Below are 15,112 nucleotides of genomic sequence, written 5' to 3'. Positions count from 1 at the left end.
TCCAGATGGAGTTCCAGCTAATGCCACTTCGCCCCGAATACACCTCCGACCTCCTGATCGACGGCAAGCTCGTGCCCGGTTCCGGCGGCGCCTTCGACGTGGTCAACCCGGCCACGGAGGAGGTGATCGGCCAGGCCTCCCAGGCCACCGCCGCCGATATGGACGCCGCCATCGCTGCGGCGCGCACCGCGTTCGACACCACCGACTGGTCCCGTGACCACGCCTTCCGCGCCCGTTGCCTGCGCCAGTTGCGCGACGCGCTCGCCGGACACTTCGACGAGCTGCGCGAGCTGACCGTGGCCGAGGTCGGCTGCCCGGTGTTCCTCACCCACGGCCCGCAGCTGGAGGGCCCGGTCAACGATCTCGGCTACTTCGCCGACCTCGCCGAGAGCTACACCTGGACCGTCGACCTCGGTGAGGCCTCGCCGATGGGGATCAAGAACCATCGCGAACTGCGGTCCGAAGCGATCGGCGTCGTCGGCGCCATCACCCCGTGGAACTTCCCGCACCAGATCAATTTCGCCAAGATCGGTCCGGCGCTCGCCGCCGGCTGCACCGTGGTGCTCAAGCCCGCCCCGGACACCCCCTGGTGCGCGGCGCTGGTGGGCAAGGTGATCGCGGAGGAGACCGATATTCCGGCCGGCGTCATCAACATCGTCACCTCCACCGATCACGAACTCGGCGCGCAGCTGACCGCCGATCCGCGGGTGGACCTGATCTCCTTCACCGGCTCCACCGCGACCGGGCGCGCGGTGATGACCACCGCCGCCGCGTCGCTGAAGAAGGTGTTCCTGGAACTGGGCGGCAAGTCCGCGTTCCTGGTGCTCGACGACGCCGACCTCGGCTCCGCCTGCGCGATGGCCGCCTTCAATGTGGTGACCCACGCCGGGCAGGGTTGCGCCATCACCACCCGCCTCGTGGTGCCCCGCGAGAAGCTCGCCGAAGCCACCGAACTCACCCGCAACGCCCTCGCCGGACTGCCCGCCGCGGACCCGGAGAAGCCCGGAACCATTTGCGGTCCACTGATTTCCGCCCGCCAACGCGACCGCGTCGAGGAGTACATCGCGCTCGCGGTGGCCGAGGGCGGCACCGTCGAGACCGGCGGCGACCGTCCCGCAGACGCCGACCGCGGCTACTTCGTCTCCCCCACCCTGATCTCCGGGCTGGACAACTCCGCCCGCGTAGCGCAGGAGGAGATCTTCGGGCCGGTGCTGGTGATCCTTGCGCACGACGGTGACGACGACGCGATCGCGATCGCCAACGACTCCCCGTACGGCCTCTCCGGCCAGGTGTGGGGCACCGACCCGGACCGCATCGACCGCGTGGTCCGCGGAGTCCGCACCGGAACCATGGGCATCAACGGCGGTATCTGGTACGCCGCGGATGTCCCGTTCGGCGGCTACAAGCAGTCCGGCATCGGCCGCGAGATGGGCGTCGCCGGCTTCGCCGAATACCTGGAGACCAAAGCCGTCGCCCGGCCCGCCTGAACCCCCGACCACCTCCCCGTCCGACCCCTTCCGAAAGGACCACACATGAACCGTTTCACCGACAAGACCGCTATCGTCACCGGCGCCGCCGGAGGCATCGGCGAGGCCTACGCGCGCGCCTTGGCCGCCGAGGGCGCCAACGTGGTGATCGCCGACGTCAACGACGAAGCCGGCCAGGCCGTCGCCGACTCGATCGGCGGCCTCTACGTGCACACCGACGTATCCGATCCCGACTCGGCGCTGGCCCTCGCCGCGGCCGCCAAGGAGCGCTACGGGTCCATCGACCTGCTGGTCAACAACGCCGCCATCTACGGCGGCATGAAGCTCGACTTCCTCATCACCGTGCCGTGGGACTACTACAAGAAGTTCATGTCGGTGAACCTGGACGGCGCGCTGAACGTGACCCGCGCGGTGTACCCGCACATGCCCAAGGGCAGTGCGATCGTGAACCAGTCCTCCACCGCGGCATGGCTGTACAGCGGCTTCTACGGTCTGGCGAAGGTCGGCGTGAACGGCCTCACCCAGCAGCTCGCCGTGGAGCTCGGCGGCCAGGGCATCCGCGTCAATGCCATCGCCCCCGGCCCGATCGACACCGAGGCCACCCGCACCAGCACGCCGAAGGAGATCGTGCAGGAGATGGTCAGTCGCCTGCCGCTCAAGCGCCTCGGCACCCCCGAAGACCTGGTCGGCATGTGCCTGTTCCTGCTGTCGCGCCAAGCCGACTGGGTCACCGGCCAGATCTTCAACGTCGACGGCGGGCAGGTCATCCGTTCATGACCGGAGACGACATGACCGGGGACAAGCTGCGCGTGGGCTACGTCGGCCTCGGCAACATCGGCGCACCGATGGCCGGCCGCCTGGCCGCCTGGCCCGGAGGGCTGACCGTCTTCGACCTCGACGACGACGCCGTCGCCGCCCTGGTGGACCAGGGCGCGGCGGCCGCGCCGGACCTGGCGGGGCTCGCTGCCGCCGCCGACGTCATCGGGATCTGTGTGGTCAACGATGAACAGGTCCGGACCGTGGTCGACGGCCTGCTCCCGGCAGTGCGCCCGGGCACCGTCATCACCGTGCACTCGACCATCTCCCCGGAGACCGCGATCGAGCTGGCCGCGGTGTGCGCGGAGCACGACGTGGTGCTGCTCGACGCACCCATCTCCGGTGGCGCGTCGGGCGCGCAACAGGGACGGCTGGCGATCATGTTCGGCGGTCCCCGCGGCGCCTACGACTCGATCAAGGAGCCGTTCAAGCTCGCCGGCGACATGCTCGTGCACGCGGGCGAGGTGGGCTCGGGCACGCGAATGAAGTTGGCGCGCAATCTGTTGCACTTCATCTCGTTCACCGCGACCACCGAAGCCGCGCGCCTCGCCGAGGCCGCCGGGCTCGACCTGGGCAAGTTGGGCCGCGTCGTGCGGCACACCGATGCCATCACCGGCGGGGCCGGCGCCATCATGCTGCGGGAGACCACCGCTCCCATCGACCCGGACGACTTCTGGTTTTCCGTCTTCACCCACGTCCGCGAGCTCGGCGAGAAGGACCTCGGTCTCGCGCTGGCGGCCGGGCAGCAGCTCGGCGTGGACCTACCCCTGGGCGAACTCGCCCTGACCCACCTGGCCGCCGGTCTCGGCGTCCCCCACTCCGAAGGAGAACAGCCATGACCACACCCCCCACCCCGAGCTCCGCGCAACGCCAGAAGGGGCTGCGGGTGATGTCGGAGGTCTACGGCTGGGAGATGGCCGACGGGCCGGGCGACTTCTTCGCCCACACCGCCGACCAGGTCTTCGGCGAGGTCTGGTCCCGCGAGGGCCTGAGCCACCGGGACCGCAGGCTGATCCTGCTCGGAGCCCTCGCCGCCAACGGAATGGTCGACGTCGCCGAGATCCAGGCCGGCGCCGCCCTCGGCAACGGCGAACTCACGCCGGAGGAACTGAACGAGATCGGCCTGTTCCTCTGCTACTACGTCGGCTGGCCGCTGGGCACCAAGATGACCATGATGTTCGGCGAACAGATCAAGAAGCACCGCGCCTCGGGCACCTAGCCAGTGCCATGTCGCGACCCGCCCCTCGTGTCGCCGTCGCTGCAGCACGGCGACGTGAAGGACGGGTCGCGACACGGCGGAGTCAGACGGGTCGCGACGCGGCGGAGTCAGGCGGTGGCGCCGAGGTACGCGGATTCCAGGCGGCCCAGGTCGCCGGCCAGTTCGGCGGCCGGGCAGTCGATCGCGACGTTGCCGTGCACCAGCACCACCGCGCGGTCGGCCACTTCCAGCGCCAATCGGACGTGCTGTTCCACCAGGATCATCGAGGTGCCCTGCTCCTGCGCGACGCTGCGCAGCACCGGCAGAATCGATTCGACGATCACCGGCGCCAGGCCCATGCTGAGTTCGTCGATCAGGAGCACCTTCGGTTTCTGCAGCAGGGCCCGCGCGATCGCCAGCATCTGCTGCTCACCGCCGGAGACCTGACCGGAGGCCACCTTCATCCGCTTGCCGAGCGCCGGGAACCATTCCAGCGCCTGGTCCAGACCCTCGCGCACCGGTGCACGCCGCGACGACCGAATGGCCAACCGCAAGTTCTGCTCGCACGAAAGACCGCGGAACAGCGCGCGGTCGTCGGGCACCAACACCAGCCCGGCGCGCACCGCGGCCCGCGGATCACCGGATTTCACCGCGACGCCATCGACCTCGACGTCGCCGCCGAGCCGCGGGTACAGGCCGGCGAGGGTTTCCAGCGTCGTCGTCTTGCCCGCACCGTTCGGCCCCAGCAGGGCGATGATCTCGCCGCGCTCCACAGCCAGGTCGATGCCGCGGACCACCGGGCTGTCCTCCCGGTACCCGGCGTTCAACTCTTTCAGCGTCAGCATGCTCACGCCTGCCCCTCTCCGATTGGCTCGGCGACGGGAGTGCCGAGGTAGGCGCCGATCACATCGGCATTGGCGCGGATCTCGTCGGGCGTTCCGGTGGCGATGAGCTTGCCCAGATCCAGCACGATGACCCGGTCGCACACCGACAGCACCAGATCCATGTCGTGGTCGATGAGCAGCATGGTGACACCGCCGTTGCGGGCCGCGGCGAGCCGCTCCCCGAGCCAACGACTCTCCGACGAATCCAAGCCTGCGGCCGGTTCGTCGAGCAGGGCCACCCGCGGTTGCCCGGCCAGCACGCGAGCCACCGACACCAGCTGCCGTTGCCCCTGCGACAGCCCGGCGGCCTCCATCGACGACAGGTGCGCGATCTCCAGGAGCGAAAGGACCTCGTTCACCGTGGCCGCGGCGTCCGGGTTGTCCCGACGCACCCCCACGGTCACGTTCTCGGCCACCGACAGGTCGTCGTACAGCTCGATGTCCTGGAAGGTGCGGCCCAGTCCGGCCCGCGCACGACGGTGCGGCGCCAGACCGCTCAATCCCACGCCGTCCAGGGTCACCGTGCCGGTCGACGGCGCGAAGCCGCTGATCGCATCGACCAGCGTGGTCTTGCCCGCCCCGTTGGGGCCGATCAGACCGACGATCTCGCCGGGTCTCAGCTCGAAACTCACCCCGTCGACGGCGACCACCTGGCCGTAGCGGACGCCGACCTCGTCGACGGTCAGCACCGGCGCGGCGTCGGCGGCGATCGGTGCGCGCTCCACGGCTGCCACGTCCGCCACATGCTCCTCGACGACCGCCTCGGGCCGGCGCGCACGCAGGAAGGCCGGGCGCGGGATCTGCTGCAACTGCCCGACGATGCCGTCCGGGCTGGTCACCACCGTGATCACCAACAGGATGCCACTGACCAGCAGGTAGTAGTCGCCGATGTCGAGCACGTACGACAGCACCGCGCCGGGCGCCATCACGCCGGCCAGCAACGCACCGGACACCGACGTGACGCCGGCGATGTAGAAGATGACGAACAGGCCGATGCCCGACAGCACCCGGTAGGTGTCGGCGGTGGCGAGCGTCTGCTGGCTGGCCAGCAGAACGCCGCCGAGGCCGGCGAGGAACGAGGCGATGGCGAAGGCCAACAGTTTGGTGGCACCCACGTTGATCCCGGAGGCGGCGGCCGAGCGTTCGTTGGCGCGCACCGCGAGCATCGACGCGCCCAGGCGCGACCGCCGCAGCCACACCACGGCCAGCGCGCACAGCACCAGAACCACGAGGCAGAGCAGGCCGAAAGCGATGCGCGGATAGCCCTCGCCGCGACCGATGCCCAGGTCCAGCCCGAAGAACGAGGGCTCCTTGATCGGCGCACCCTGCAGGCCGCCGTTGAAGCTGGGGTTACGGAACCAGAACGCTTCCAGGAAGACGGCCAAGGCCAAGGTGGCGACCATCAGGGGAAGTCCACGCACACGCAGCGCGGGCAGACCCACCACCACGCCGATGGCCGCGGCGGCGAGCGCCGCCAGCAGCGCCGCCAGCGGGAAGGGCAGTCCCAGGTTGGTGGTGAACCGCGACAGCGAGTAGGCGGCGGCCCCGGCCAGCGACAGCTGCGCCAGCGAGACCTGCCCCGCGTATCCGGTGACGACCACCTGACTGAGCGCGATGATGCCGTAGATCAGGCTCATCACCACGGCCAGGCGCATGCTTCCGGACGTGAAGAACAAGGCGGCCAACGCGATTCCCACGCAGATCACGGTGGGGATCAGCACGTGGTTCGGGCGCGGCGAGCGGCCCAGATCCTGTCGGATCACCGCACCGCGACCGGGCAGTCGTTGCCCACGAACCAGCAGGAAGATGATGATCAGCAGCAGCGGTACGGCCTCGGCGACGCCCGCGTCGGGGAACCAGTCGTAGGTCACCTGCAGCTTGGTGGTCTCGGCCTGCAGCATGCCGATCAGTAGGCCGGCGGCCACGGTCAGGCCGATGCTGGAGAAGTTGCCGACGAGGGCCGCGGCCAGGGCGGGCACGATGAACATCGTGTACGCCACCGAGTTGAGCGGCACCATCGGCGCGATCAGCACGCCGCCGATACCGGCGGTGGCCGACGACAGCGCCCAGTTGGCCACCGCGATCCGGTCCGGCGACAGCCCGGTGACCAGCGCACCCTTCTCCGACTCCGCGGCGGCCTCGGTCGCGATGCCGAAGCGGGTGTAGCGCAGCACCAGCGCCGCCAGAACGGCCAGACCGACGATCACCGCGGCCAGCCAGAAGTGCGCGGTCGGGACGGCGACGTCGCCGATCTTGACCGACTCGCTCGGGAAGATCCGACCCACCGTCGGCGAGTCCGGACCGATGCGCAGCGCGAGCAGCGCCTGGATCACCAGCATCACGCCGATCGCGGCGACCGCCTTGGCCAGGGCGGGCGCGGTGCGCAACGGGCGGAAGACGACGAGGTAGAGCAGAACACCCAGGAGCGCGGCGACCGCGACGGACACGATCAACGCGGGCAGCACCGACCATTTGCCACCGAGGTCGATGGTGGTGGGAAAGCCCGGGATCGGATTGAGGAATTCGCCTTGACGCAGGTAGGCGTAGGTGTACGCCGCATAGAGCGCGATGGCGCCGGTCGCGAAGTTCACGACGCCGGAGCTCTTGTAGGTCATCACCAAGGCCAGGCCGAGCGCAGCGAAGACCGCGCCGTTGCCGAGGCCGAGGGTCAGGAAGGCCAAATGGTCAGTCATGGGTGGAAGTGCCGTTTCGACGATGCGGGAGGGGGTGTGGAGAGGGCGACGGGAAAGGGTTCGCCGGGACGCCCCCGCGTCCCGGCGAACCCCCGTCGGTCAGTTGTCGATCAGTTGACCGCGACCGTGTCGGTGAACTTCAGGTCCTCCGCCACGGTGCTCACCAGAATCGACTTGCTGCACAGCGAAGGCAGCTGCGGAACGGCCTTGCCGTCGCAGGTGAAGGTCAGCCCCGGTGCGGCCGGCACCGGAACGTCCTTGGCGCTGCGCAGCGCGGTCTTCATCTGCTCGGGTCCGACGCCGCCGCCGGGCAGCGAGCCGCCGACCTGCGACAGTGCCATGACCACCTGGTAGCCGAGGTAGCCCAGACCCTGCGGGTCGGTGTCCGGCGCGTACTTGGCCATGACGCTGCGGTACTGGGTCACCGAGTCGTCGTCCGAGGACAGGTTGACGGTGGTGAAGGCCTTGGCGCCGATGACCGCGTCCTCACCGACCGCGTCGATGACGGGCTTGTCCAGGCAGCTGGCGATCAGGTACTTCTGCACGTCCGGCGCAGCGGTCTGCAGCGCCTTGATGCCCTGGATGCACTGGCGGGTGTCGCCGAGGATGGTCACCGCGTCCGGCTTGTCCGACAGGCCCGCGGCGATCTGCGGGGTGGGGTCAGCGGTACCGGCCGGAATGGTCACGACGTTCAGATCCACGCCGGCCTGCTTGAACATCGGCTCGCCGAGCGCCTTGACCGAGGCCGCGGCGTCGCCGGTGTCACCGATCAGGACGGTGACCTTCTTCAGACCGTCCTTGGCGGCGGTGGCCGCCTGACCGCCGAGCACCGCGATGATGCCGCCGGAGATCATGAATGCATCCGGGCTGATCATTTCGGCCTGGGAGACCGGCGCCTGAGCGACGTAGGGGATGCCCGCGCCGGAGATGATCGGAAGCATCACCGCGCCCTGAGCGCCGAGCGGCGTCACCACGGCGGAGACCTTCTTCTCCACCATCTCGTTGGCGCACTTGGTGGCGCTGGCCGGCTCCTCGTGCTGCTTGCAGACCACGAGTTCGATCTTGTGACCGCCGATGCCGCCACCGTTCTCATTGATGTACTGCGCCGCGGCTTCGCCGCCCTCGCGGACCATGGGCAGCGAGATCTGGCCGCCTTCCGGCGCGATGAAGCCGACCTTGATGGTCTCACCGGTGGCCGCGTTGGCGGGCAGCTCGGTGGTCTTTCCGGCGGAGGTCGACGAATCGTCGTCCGAGGAACAGGCGGTGAGCCCACCCAGAACCACGGCGGCGGCGGCGCCCATCACGGCAGTGGACTTCGCTGCGCGCTTGAAGCCGATGGATACGTTCACTTGCAGATCCCTTCGATCAAAGGTTGTCCGGCAAAATGTAACGTGTTCCAAATCACCCGGAGCCGGGTATCAGAAAACCCGCCGGACACGTTTTGGTCTCGGCGGGTTTTCGGTTTTGCGGCTTTTTACGCGACCGCCTACGGAGCGATCTGCACCACGGCCTTGCCGCGCACCCGCCCCTCGGCGAGGTCGGTGAGGGCCTTCGGCAGATCCTCCAGCGGGTAGGTCACGTTGACCGGCGGACGCATGCCCGCGTCGATCATCTCGACCAGCTCGTCGTGCAGCAGCGCCGGGACGTCGGGGTGCGTGCGGATGTACTCGCCCCAGGCCGCGCCGACGATCGAGATGTTGCGGAAGAGGACCCGGTTGAGCTTGATGGTGGGGATGCCGCCGGCCGCGAAGCCGATCACCACGAAACGCCCGTCCGGCGCCACCGTGCGCACGGCCTCGTCGAAGACCTCCCCGCCGACCGGGTCGATCATCACGTCGACGCCGCCGTCGGACAGTTCCAGGACGCGGTCCTTCCAGCCGTCGGTCAACTGCACCACCTCGTCGGCGCCGAGCGCGCGCAGCATGTCCTCGGCCCCGGTCCGGTGCACGATGGCGATCACCTTGGCACCCATGGCCTTGGCGACCAGGATCGACGCCGTGCCGACACCACCGGCGGCACCGAGCACGCCGACCACTTCACCGGGAGCGGTCTCGGCGCGCAGCTTCAGCGCGAACAGCGCGGTCTGGAAGTTGATGCCGAGCGAGGCGCCTTCGTCGAAGCTCAGCGCATCGGGCAGCGGGAACAGTTGCCCCTCGGTCACGGCGACCTGCTCGGCGAAGCCGCCCAGGAACGAGGCCGCCAGGACCCGATCACCGGGCTGATAGGCCGAGCCCTCCGGAGCGCTGCGCACCACACCCGCCACCTCGGTGCCAGGCGTGTACGGCAGCGGCGGCCGCAGCTGATACTTGCCCTGACTCATCAGCAGGTCCGGGAAACACACGCCGCACGACTTGACGTCGACGACCACCTGCTCCGGGCCGGGCACCGGGTCCGGCACCTCCTGGAGCTCCAAGCCTGCGGGACCATTCTCTGCGATCAACACCTGTGCCTTCATGCCTGGAACCCTACTTGGGCGATCCCCGCACGGGCCCGCACCGACGGCCCCCGCCGGACAGCTGCGGCTAGTATTCGCCGCATGACTTCCACTCCGGCCGCCACGTCCTCGCGGCCTTCCGCTCAGCGCCTGGCCGTCGCCGAAGAAGCCCCCGGCTTCCTCCCCCTCGATGAAGCCCTCGCACTGTACGAACACGCGAAAACCTTTATGTCCCAACCAGACTCGGTCGGCCTGGCGGTGGAGGTCGGCACCTACTGCGGCAAGTCCACGGTGTTCCTCGGCGACGTCGCCGAACGGGCGGGCGGCCTGCTGGCCACCGTCGATCACCACCGCGGCTCGGAGGAACACCAGCCCGGCTGGGAGTACCACGACACCGCCCTGGTCGACCCGCACACCGGCACCCTGGACACCTCCGCGCGGTTCCGCCGGACCATGTTCGACGCCGGGCTGGAGGGCACCGTGATCGGTGTCCTCGCGCCGTCGACCGCGGCCGCGAAGATGTGGGGCCGACCGGTCGACTTCGTCTTCATCGACGGCGGCCACAGCATGGAAGCCGCCCAGAACGACTACGACGGCTGGGCGCAGTGGGTGCGCCCCGGCGGCGCGCTGCTGATTCACGACGTCTTCCCCGACCCCGCCGACGGCGGGCGTCCCCCGTACGAGATCTACAAGCAGGCGCTGGAGTCGGGCCGGTTCACCGAGGTCGGCGTCGCCGGCTCCCTGCGGGTCTTGCAGCGCACCCGCGACTGACCCCTCTATCCACTCTGCCGTCTGCTGCAGTCGCCTGGTGACTGCAGCAGACGGCAGCGCTGTTCAGGCCGCGAGTTTCTCCACCGCGCTGCGCAGTGCGGCGAGTCCGGGTTCGGGGGCGACGCTCCGGGCGCGCGGCTGCGCGTTCATCTCCGGCGCCACCACCACCATCACGCGCAGCGTCCCACGGACCTGCGCCAGGAACACGAACTGGTTGAACGTCGGATCGGTCAGTGTGTCCCGCAGGATCGAGTGCGTGCCGCGCACCGCATCCGCACCGGGGATCTCCTCCATCGGCCACGGAACAGTGAAGCCGCCGGCCCCGTCCGGCCCGGCCAGCGCGGTGGCTTCGCATTGATCAGGCAGATCGAACCCCTCGTCGGTACCCGCATCGAAGGCAACCACGGTGATGAACGTACTGGTCGATCGGAACAGTACGACCTCCACTTCAGCCAGGTCACTCTCACTGACCTCCATCGGCACCGGAGCACATTCTTGCGGCTGGAAAGTCCAACCCGGCGGAAGGGGATTTGCCGCTACGTCCCGGGCTGCGCTCCGATTGGGGTTTTCCAATCTCGCGAAACCCTCCGGAGTCGGCATCGACGAGACGGCTCGCACCGACTTCGCAGGTTCCACTCCGTTCGAAGATTCAGCACAACCCGCTAGCGCCGACAGCGCCACTATCGAGCACAGGACATATCCGGGCCCACGCATATCCCACCCCATCTCAGAATTTGCCCATCTCAATAGCTCCAGTCACGCGGCCGATCATATCTTCCACCTCAAGTGCGACACTATCCACTGGATAGAGTCCATTGAAGGAGCCTCCCCAGCCAGAACCGTCGGCTTTAGTCAGATCGATCGCGCATGCTTCCTGACTGAGATACTCGGCGACTACCAACGTTTCGTCGAAGTCCGGCCATTCGCTCCGCGGGATCGTCGCGCCGTCGCCGGAACCGGCGAATACTTCAAACTGTTCCAGATCAGGATCCGTGTATCGAATCCATCGATCAGCGATGGAATGCACGTCCTCGATCGACAGAATCCCTGCGGTTAAGCTCAGCTCCTTGAACCCGTCCTGAAGCCTCGGCAGATCCCCGAGGACAGCAGCGGCAGCGTCGCCCCATGCGGGAAGATCCCCAGAATGGGGGACCTTCCCATACCACAGTTGATACGGAAACCTCTCCGAGAGCCCATCGAATACGTAGATGAGGACCGTCCACCGATCTTTGCGCCAATCGCCAGCAGGGGGCCCCGAAATGAAATCGCGAACGTAATGATAGCGCCTAGGCATTGTTGCCAGAAGAACACCACGAAGGTGAGAGCGGATGAACCGCCCCACTCTAGGCAGCTGAGGGCAGAGCTCATTCCAAACTCCGGCCAAATAGTCGCCACACTTATCATCCGGCAAAGACAAGGCCGTGATCCACTGCTCTGGAATTGCGCCACGCTCCTCCGGAGGAACGTCTGCTAACGCGATAGGAAATGCTCGATTTCCCCGAAGTTCCTCATGGAAATCGTCGTGGTTCCAAAATTCGTCCTTCATCACGATAAGTTCCTATCCTCCCGCTAGACCATAATCACTCTGACTCACCGCGCCAACTGCGGCACTGCCACCGGTCACTGCCGCCCCGGTACACATTCCAGCACTCGCCAGGATGCAGGTACCACCGACGACGGCAACCCCGACGATAACTCCTCCGGCAATTACTTTGCCGCCATTACGCTCCCACCAAGAAGGCTCGTCTTTCTCGCCGCCAGCCGAGTCGTCAGTTGCCTGACTCGCGGGGGGATCGTTCTGCGGGTTCTCGGCCCCATTTGCGGAGGCGTTCGCAGAAGTCTCCACGCCCCCCTGCACCGTCCCAACTACGGCCCCTGCCGAAGCACCCGCGGCCACTCCACCGGTAACCTGCGCGCTTTCAGCAGTTGGCCCGGATTGAGGCGTCTCCTGTGGGTAGTCGACTTCGGGCGGTGCATCCGTAGGATAAGCAGTTTCGGTGGCTGTGGGCATCTCATTAGGGACCGCTGCGGTCTGCTCGCTGCCCTCTAGATCGCCTGAACCTTCCTGCGGGGTGGTCGTTGCACTTGGACTCAGAGAAGGGCTCACTGTCCTTTCAGTTGGCACTGCCGTCAAGGTCGGCATGCTCGATGCGGTCTGGCTTGGTCGGCCACGCTGCGGCGATGGTATTGAATCGATTGGCGGAAACTGCTTCAGATGCGCCAGCCCAATCGCTGCGATGACTGCAATAGTCGCCCTACGTTCTTCCTCGCACAACTGTTCCCACTCCGCCCGCGTGGGCGCGTCCCGGCTTCCCGTCGGACTCCTGGTAGGCCATTGCGCATACGAAAGGTCTTGCTTCGAAGAATTCCAAGGTTGATGCAACGGCCGCGTGTTCTCATTCATATTCGCAATGCGAGCCCTGGTTACTGGATCAAGCTCCATGAACCCCGGAAGCTTGACCATCCTGCTAGCCGCCACAATATGATCAACCTGCCATTCCTCCCGCCTTAAATCCTCATAGCCAGCCCACTTCCCAGCATTGACTTCGCTCACAATTGCTTTAGACCTATCCCTGAACGAGGTATGCCCACGAATTCTTCTTGCCTCTTTTGCGACGCCTTCCGCATCCAGCCCACTATCATCCGGAAACAAGTCAGTGATGAACGTGCCACAGTATCCGGTCAGGCCATATGGAAGAGCTGCCGGACCTTCAGTCGGAAGTTCGCGTTCGACGGACGGCGCCACCCGCGATCGCTCATTTTCGGGAGCTCCAGAAGTTTCAGCGGCCGGCGCCGGAATATCCGTCGGCGCGTGGACATTTGGCACCGCTCCAGCGTTGGTTGTCGCAGTAGTCGTCGGCACTGCGGGCGCGGTCAGCGTCGGCGACGGCGTCGTCGGCGTCTGCGTCGTGGGATCTTGACAAATATATGGCACCAGTGGAGGCGGAGCCTCCGAGGCCGGACGCCCGGTACTTTGCGCCCACGCCTGCGCCGAGGCCTCATTATACGCCGCTGTTTCGCGCGCACACCGCTCCGCAGGAGTTTCAGCACTAACCATAGGCAACTGGAGGCTCGCCAGAAGTATTACCACTCCGACTGAAGCCGCAAGTATTAGCCGTATAGTTCGTCGCATTCGAGCCCGCGACCCTGTCCCCCGATCAGCCACTAAAGCCAGGTCCTGGCGGAGAGGATGTTGATCGTGTCATCGGCGGTCTTCGTCGAGACCGAAAGGCGACCGATGATCCGCGTCGATACCTTACCCCAACACCCGTCAACACTTACACGCGCACGCTTGACACGAATCGATGCGCGATCGCCCTGAAACTGCTTCTTCCCGAGAGAAATTTCTGAAATGCGTCCCGGTTTGATGTTGGCTGAAATTTGGGGGCTGACACTTGCCGACATTCCAAGATTTGCGCTAGGGATACCACTGATCGTGACACCCACGTTCGGGCCCACCGAAGCCGACAGCCCTACCGTGGCACCGTTTGAAACGTCCACCTGGCACCCAATGACCAAAAGTGCTCCACAATGGCCGTTTGCACCGGATTCACCCCGCGACCCTCGACGAAGCCGGTGACCTTCGACGAAATCCAACCTTCACGGGAAGTCGGCGCGTTCGCCAGGTTGTGCATCGGGTTGACAACCATCTCAGTCGACTCGAGCCTAATGGTCCAGTCGTCATCGGTGGTCAGCTTATCCTGCTTCATTGAAAGCGGCGTCGGAGTAGCCTCGGCAGCACCCGTCAGGGAACTAGCCCCACTCAAGAGCGCCGTCGCCGAAGCCACGCCAGCCACCGCTGCCCGCATTCGATTTTTCGCCTTCATGTTCCACTTTCCGCTTTGATTCGAAGAGATGCCCTCCGGCGCGGACTATCAGCAAACACTGTGGCAAGCCCCCCCGGCCTTGTCGGCATAGATTGGGCCCCGAAGCGACCCATCGAGGACGCTATCACGGCTCTTCGTATTTCAGAGTGCGTTGACCCTTTCGGCGAGCTGACCGGAGTGCAGTAGGGACCGCAAGATGTAGTGGTCGAGGTTGCGGAAGCCTTGGGCGATTCCGCGGAGGTGTTCGAGGCGTCCGTTGATGGCTTCGACGGGTCCGTTGGAGACGCCGGTGTCGAAGTAGGCGAGGATGTCGGCGCGCCTGTTCCATAGGCTTCGTCCGAGTTGAGCGAGCTCGGTCAGGCCGGCGGGTAGTCCGGTGCGGATCCGTCGCAGGATCTTGTACATGAGTTTCTTGCCCTCGCGGCGGTGTCGGTGTTCGTAGGCGGCGATGAGTTGCTGATACACCTGATGGGTGATCTCCACGGCGGCGTGTGCGTCGTGGCTGGTCAACGACTCGAATAGGCGGATCTTCTGCTTGTCGGTGAGGAGTTCGGTGCGGGTGTGCAGGATCCGGCGGATCTTGTAGAGCGGGTCGTCTTTGCGGCCCCGGTGCCCACACACCTGCTGCTGGACCCGTTGCCGGCACCGGTCCAATTTCGTCGCGGCCAGATGCACGACGTGGAACGGATCCATCACCACCCGAGCGGTGGGAAGTTCTTCGGTGGTGGCGCTCTTGTAGCCGGTGAATCCGTCCATCGCCACGACCTTGATCCGATCCCGGAACCGTTGGTCTCGCGCCTGCATCCACTGCTTGAGGACCTGTTTGGATCGTCCGCCGATCATGTCGAGCAGGCGAGCCGGGCCGGTCCCGTCGATGACCGGGGTCAGATCGATCAAGACCGTGACGAAACTCGAATCTCCTTGTCCGCGAACATGTTTCCACTTGTGCTCGTCCACACCGAGGCAGCGGACCCCGTCGAGGTGGTCTCCGTCGTAGACCAG

14 protein-coding genes are annotated in these 15,112 nt (G+C 66.5%); 5 read left to right on the top strand and 9 right to left on the bottom strand.

Going from position 1 to position 15,112, the window contains the following annotated elements:
* Positions 1 to 20 precede the first annotated feature (20 nt).
* From ACFFJD_RS00070 to ACFFJD_RS00055, 4 genes are read left to right on the top strand one after another with little or no spacing between them, the layout of a single operon-like run.
* Positions 21 to 1,487, top strand: coding sequence for an aldehyde dehydrogenase (locus ACFFJD_RS00070; protein WP_382359046.1), 1,467 nt, complete (start codon positions 21 to 23; stop codon positions 1,485 to 1,487).
* Between the two features lie 45 nt (positions 1,488 to 1,532).
* Positions 1,533 to 2,264 carry an SDR family oxidoreductase gene (locus tag ACFFJD_RS00065; RefSeq protein ID WP_382359043.1) on the top strand — a complete coding sequence of 244 codons (732 nt, stop codon included), beginning with the start codon at positions 1,533 to 1,535 and terminating at the stop codon, positions 2,262 to 2,264.
* On the top strand, positions 2,261 to 3,142 hold the full coding sequence (locus ACFFJD_RS00060) for an NAD(P)-dependent oxidoreductase (protein WP_382359040.1): 882 nt from the start codon (positions 2,261 to 2,263) through the stop codon (positions 3,140 to 3,142). Before ACFFJD_RS00065 ends, ACFFJD_RS00060 begins: the two co-directional genes overlap by 4 nt.
* Positions 3,139 to 3,522, top strand: a complete 384-nt coding sequence (locus ACFFJD_RS00055) for a carboxymuconolactone decarboxylase family protein (protein ID WP_382359037.1) — start codon at positions 3,139 to 3,141, stop codon at positions 3,520 to 3,522. Before ACFFJD_RS00060 ends, ACFFJD_RS00055 begins: the two co-directional genes overlap by 4 nt.
* A gap of 107 nt (positions 3,523 to 3,629) precedes the next feature.
* On the opposite strand, the gene ACFFJD_RS00050 is transcribed toward ACFFJD_RS00055, so the two are convergent.
* The 4 genes from ACFFJD_RS00050 to ACFFJD_RS00035 all read right to left on the bottom strand — a co-directional run bounded on the left by ACFFJD_RS00050 (position 3,630) and on the right by ACFFJD_RS00035 (position 9,533).
* Positions 3,630 to 4,352, bottom strand: coding sequence for an ABC transporter ATP-binding protein (locus ACFFJD_RS00050; protein WP_382359034.1), 723 nt, complete (start codon positions 4,350 to 4,352; stop codon positions 3,630 to 3,632).
* A complete protein-coding gene (locus ACFFJD_RS00045; protein ID WP_382359031.1) occupies positions 4,349 to 7,078 on the bottom strand; it encodes an ABC transporter permease subunit in 2,730 nt (909 codons plus the stop codon). Before ACFFJD_RS00045 ends, ACFFJD_RS00050 begins: the two co-directional genes overlap by 4 nt.
* 110 nt (positions 7,079 to 7,188) lie before the next feature.
* Positions 7,189 to 8,427 carry an ABC transporter substrate-binding protein gene (locus tag ACFFJD_RS00040; RefSeq protein ID WP_382359028.1) on the bottom strand — a complete coding sequence of 413 codons (1,239 nt, stop codon included), beginning with the start codon at positions 8,425 to 8,427 and terminating at the stop codon, positions 7,189 to 7,191.
* A gap of 137 nt (positions 8,428 to 8,564) precedes the next feature.
* Positions 8,565 to 9,533: an NADPH:quinone oxidoreductase family protein gene (locus ACFFJD_RS00035; RefSeq protein WP_382359025.1), complete on the bottom strand. Its 969-nt coding sequence runs from the start codon at positions 9,531 to 9,533 to the stop codon at positions 8,565 to 8,567.
* An 81-nt stretch (positions 9,534 to 9,614) separates the two neighbouring features.
* Here ACFFJD_RS00035 and ACFFJD_RS00030 point away from each other — a divergent pair, with 81 nt between their 5' ends.
* Positions 9,615 to 10,283: a class I SAM-dependent methyltransferase gene (locus ACFFJD_RS00030; RefSeq protein WP_382359022.1), complete on the top strand. Its 669-nt coding sequence runs from the start codon at positions 9,615 to 9,617 to the stop codon at positions 10,281 to 10,283.
* 63 nt (positions 10,284 to 10,346) lie between these two features.
* Here ACFFJD_RS00030 and ACFFJD_RS17615 read toward each other — a convergent pair whose 3' ends face one another.
* The 5 genes from ACFFJD_RS17615 to ACFFJD_RS00005 all read right to left on the bottom strand — a co-directional run.
* Positions 10,347 to 10,883: a DUF5642 family protein gene (locus ACFFJD_RS17615; RefSeq protein ID WP_512700343.1), complete on the bottom strand. Its 537-nt coding sequence runs from the start codon at positions 10,881 to 10,883 to the stop codon at positions 10,347 to 10,349.
* 127 nt (positions 10,884 to 11,010) lie between these two features.
* A complete protein-coding gene (locus ACFFJD_RS00020; protein ID WP_382359019.1) occupies positions 11,011 to 11,832 on the bottom strand; it encodes a hypothetical protein in 822 nt (273 codons plus the stop codon).
* Positions 11,833 to 13,448: 1,616 nt separating this feature from the next.
* Entirely contained in the window at positions 13,449 to 13,742 is a 294-nt protein-coding gene (locus ACFFJD_RS00015; protein ID WP_382359016.1) for an MspA family porin, read from the bottom strand.
* A gap of 14 nt (positions 13,743 to 13,756) precedes the next feature.
* Positions 13,757 to 14,110: an MspA family porin gene (locus ACFFJD_RS00010; RefSeq protein WP_382359013.1), complete on the bottom strand. Its 354-nt coding sequence runs from the start codon at positions 14,108 to 14,110 to the stop codon at positions 13,757 to 13,759.
* Between the two features lie 141 nt (positions 14,111 to 14,251).
* Positions 14,252 to 15,112 (bottom strand): ISL3 family transposase (locus ACFFJD_RS00005; protein ID WP_382359010.1); only part of this gene is annotated, 861 nt, incomplete at its 5' end.

Source organism: Gordonia phosphorivorans (assembly GCF_042432625.1).
Lineage (GTDB): Bacteria > Actinomycetota > Actinomycetes > Mycobacteriales > Mycobacteriaceae > Gordonia > Gordonia phosphorivorans.
The sequence above is the reverse complement of the archived record's forward strand: the minus strand, read 5'-3'. Positions and strand labels throughout refer to the sequence as shown.

Bases quoted from the DNA above. Each gene is read 5' to 3' on its own strand.
- ACFFJD_RS00070 (WP_382359046.1), top strand. From the start codon at position 21: ATGCCACTTCGCCCCGAATACACCTCCGACCTCCTGATCGACGGCAAG.
- ACFFJD_RS00065 (WP_382359043.1), top strand. From the start codon at position 1,533: ATGAACCGTTTCACCGACAAGACCGCTATCGTCACCGGCGCCGCCGGA.
- ACFFJD_RS00060 (WP_382359040.1), top strand. From the start codon at position 2,261: ATGACCGGAGACGACATGACCGGGGACAAGCTGCGCGTGGGCTACGTC.
- ACFFJD_RS00055 (WP_382359037.1), top strand. From the start codon at position 3,139: ATGACCACACCCCCCACCCCGAGCTCCGCGCAACGCCAGAAGGGGCTG.
- ACFFJD_RS00045 (WP_382359031.1), bottom strand. From the start codon at position 7,078: ATGACTGACCATTTGGCCTTCCTGACCCTCGGCCTCGGCAACGGCGCG.
- ACFFJD_RS00035 (WP_382359025.1), bottom strand. From the start codon at position 9,533: ATGAAGGCACAGGTGTTGATCGCAGAGAATGGTCCCGCAGGCTTGGAG.
- ACFFJD_RS00030 (WP_382359022.1), top strand. From the start codon at position 9,615: ATGACTTCCACTCCGGCCGCCACGTCCTCGCGGCCTTCCGCTCAGCGC.
- ACFFJD_RS17615 (WP_512700343.1), bottom strand. From the start codon at position 10,883: ATGCCGACTCCGGAGGGTTTCGCGAGATTGGAAAACCCCAATCGGAGC.
- ACFFJD_RS00010 (WP_382359013.1), bottom strand. From the start codon at position 14,110: ATGAAGGCGAAAAATCGAATGCGGGCAGCGGTGGCTGGCGTGGCTTCG.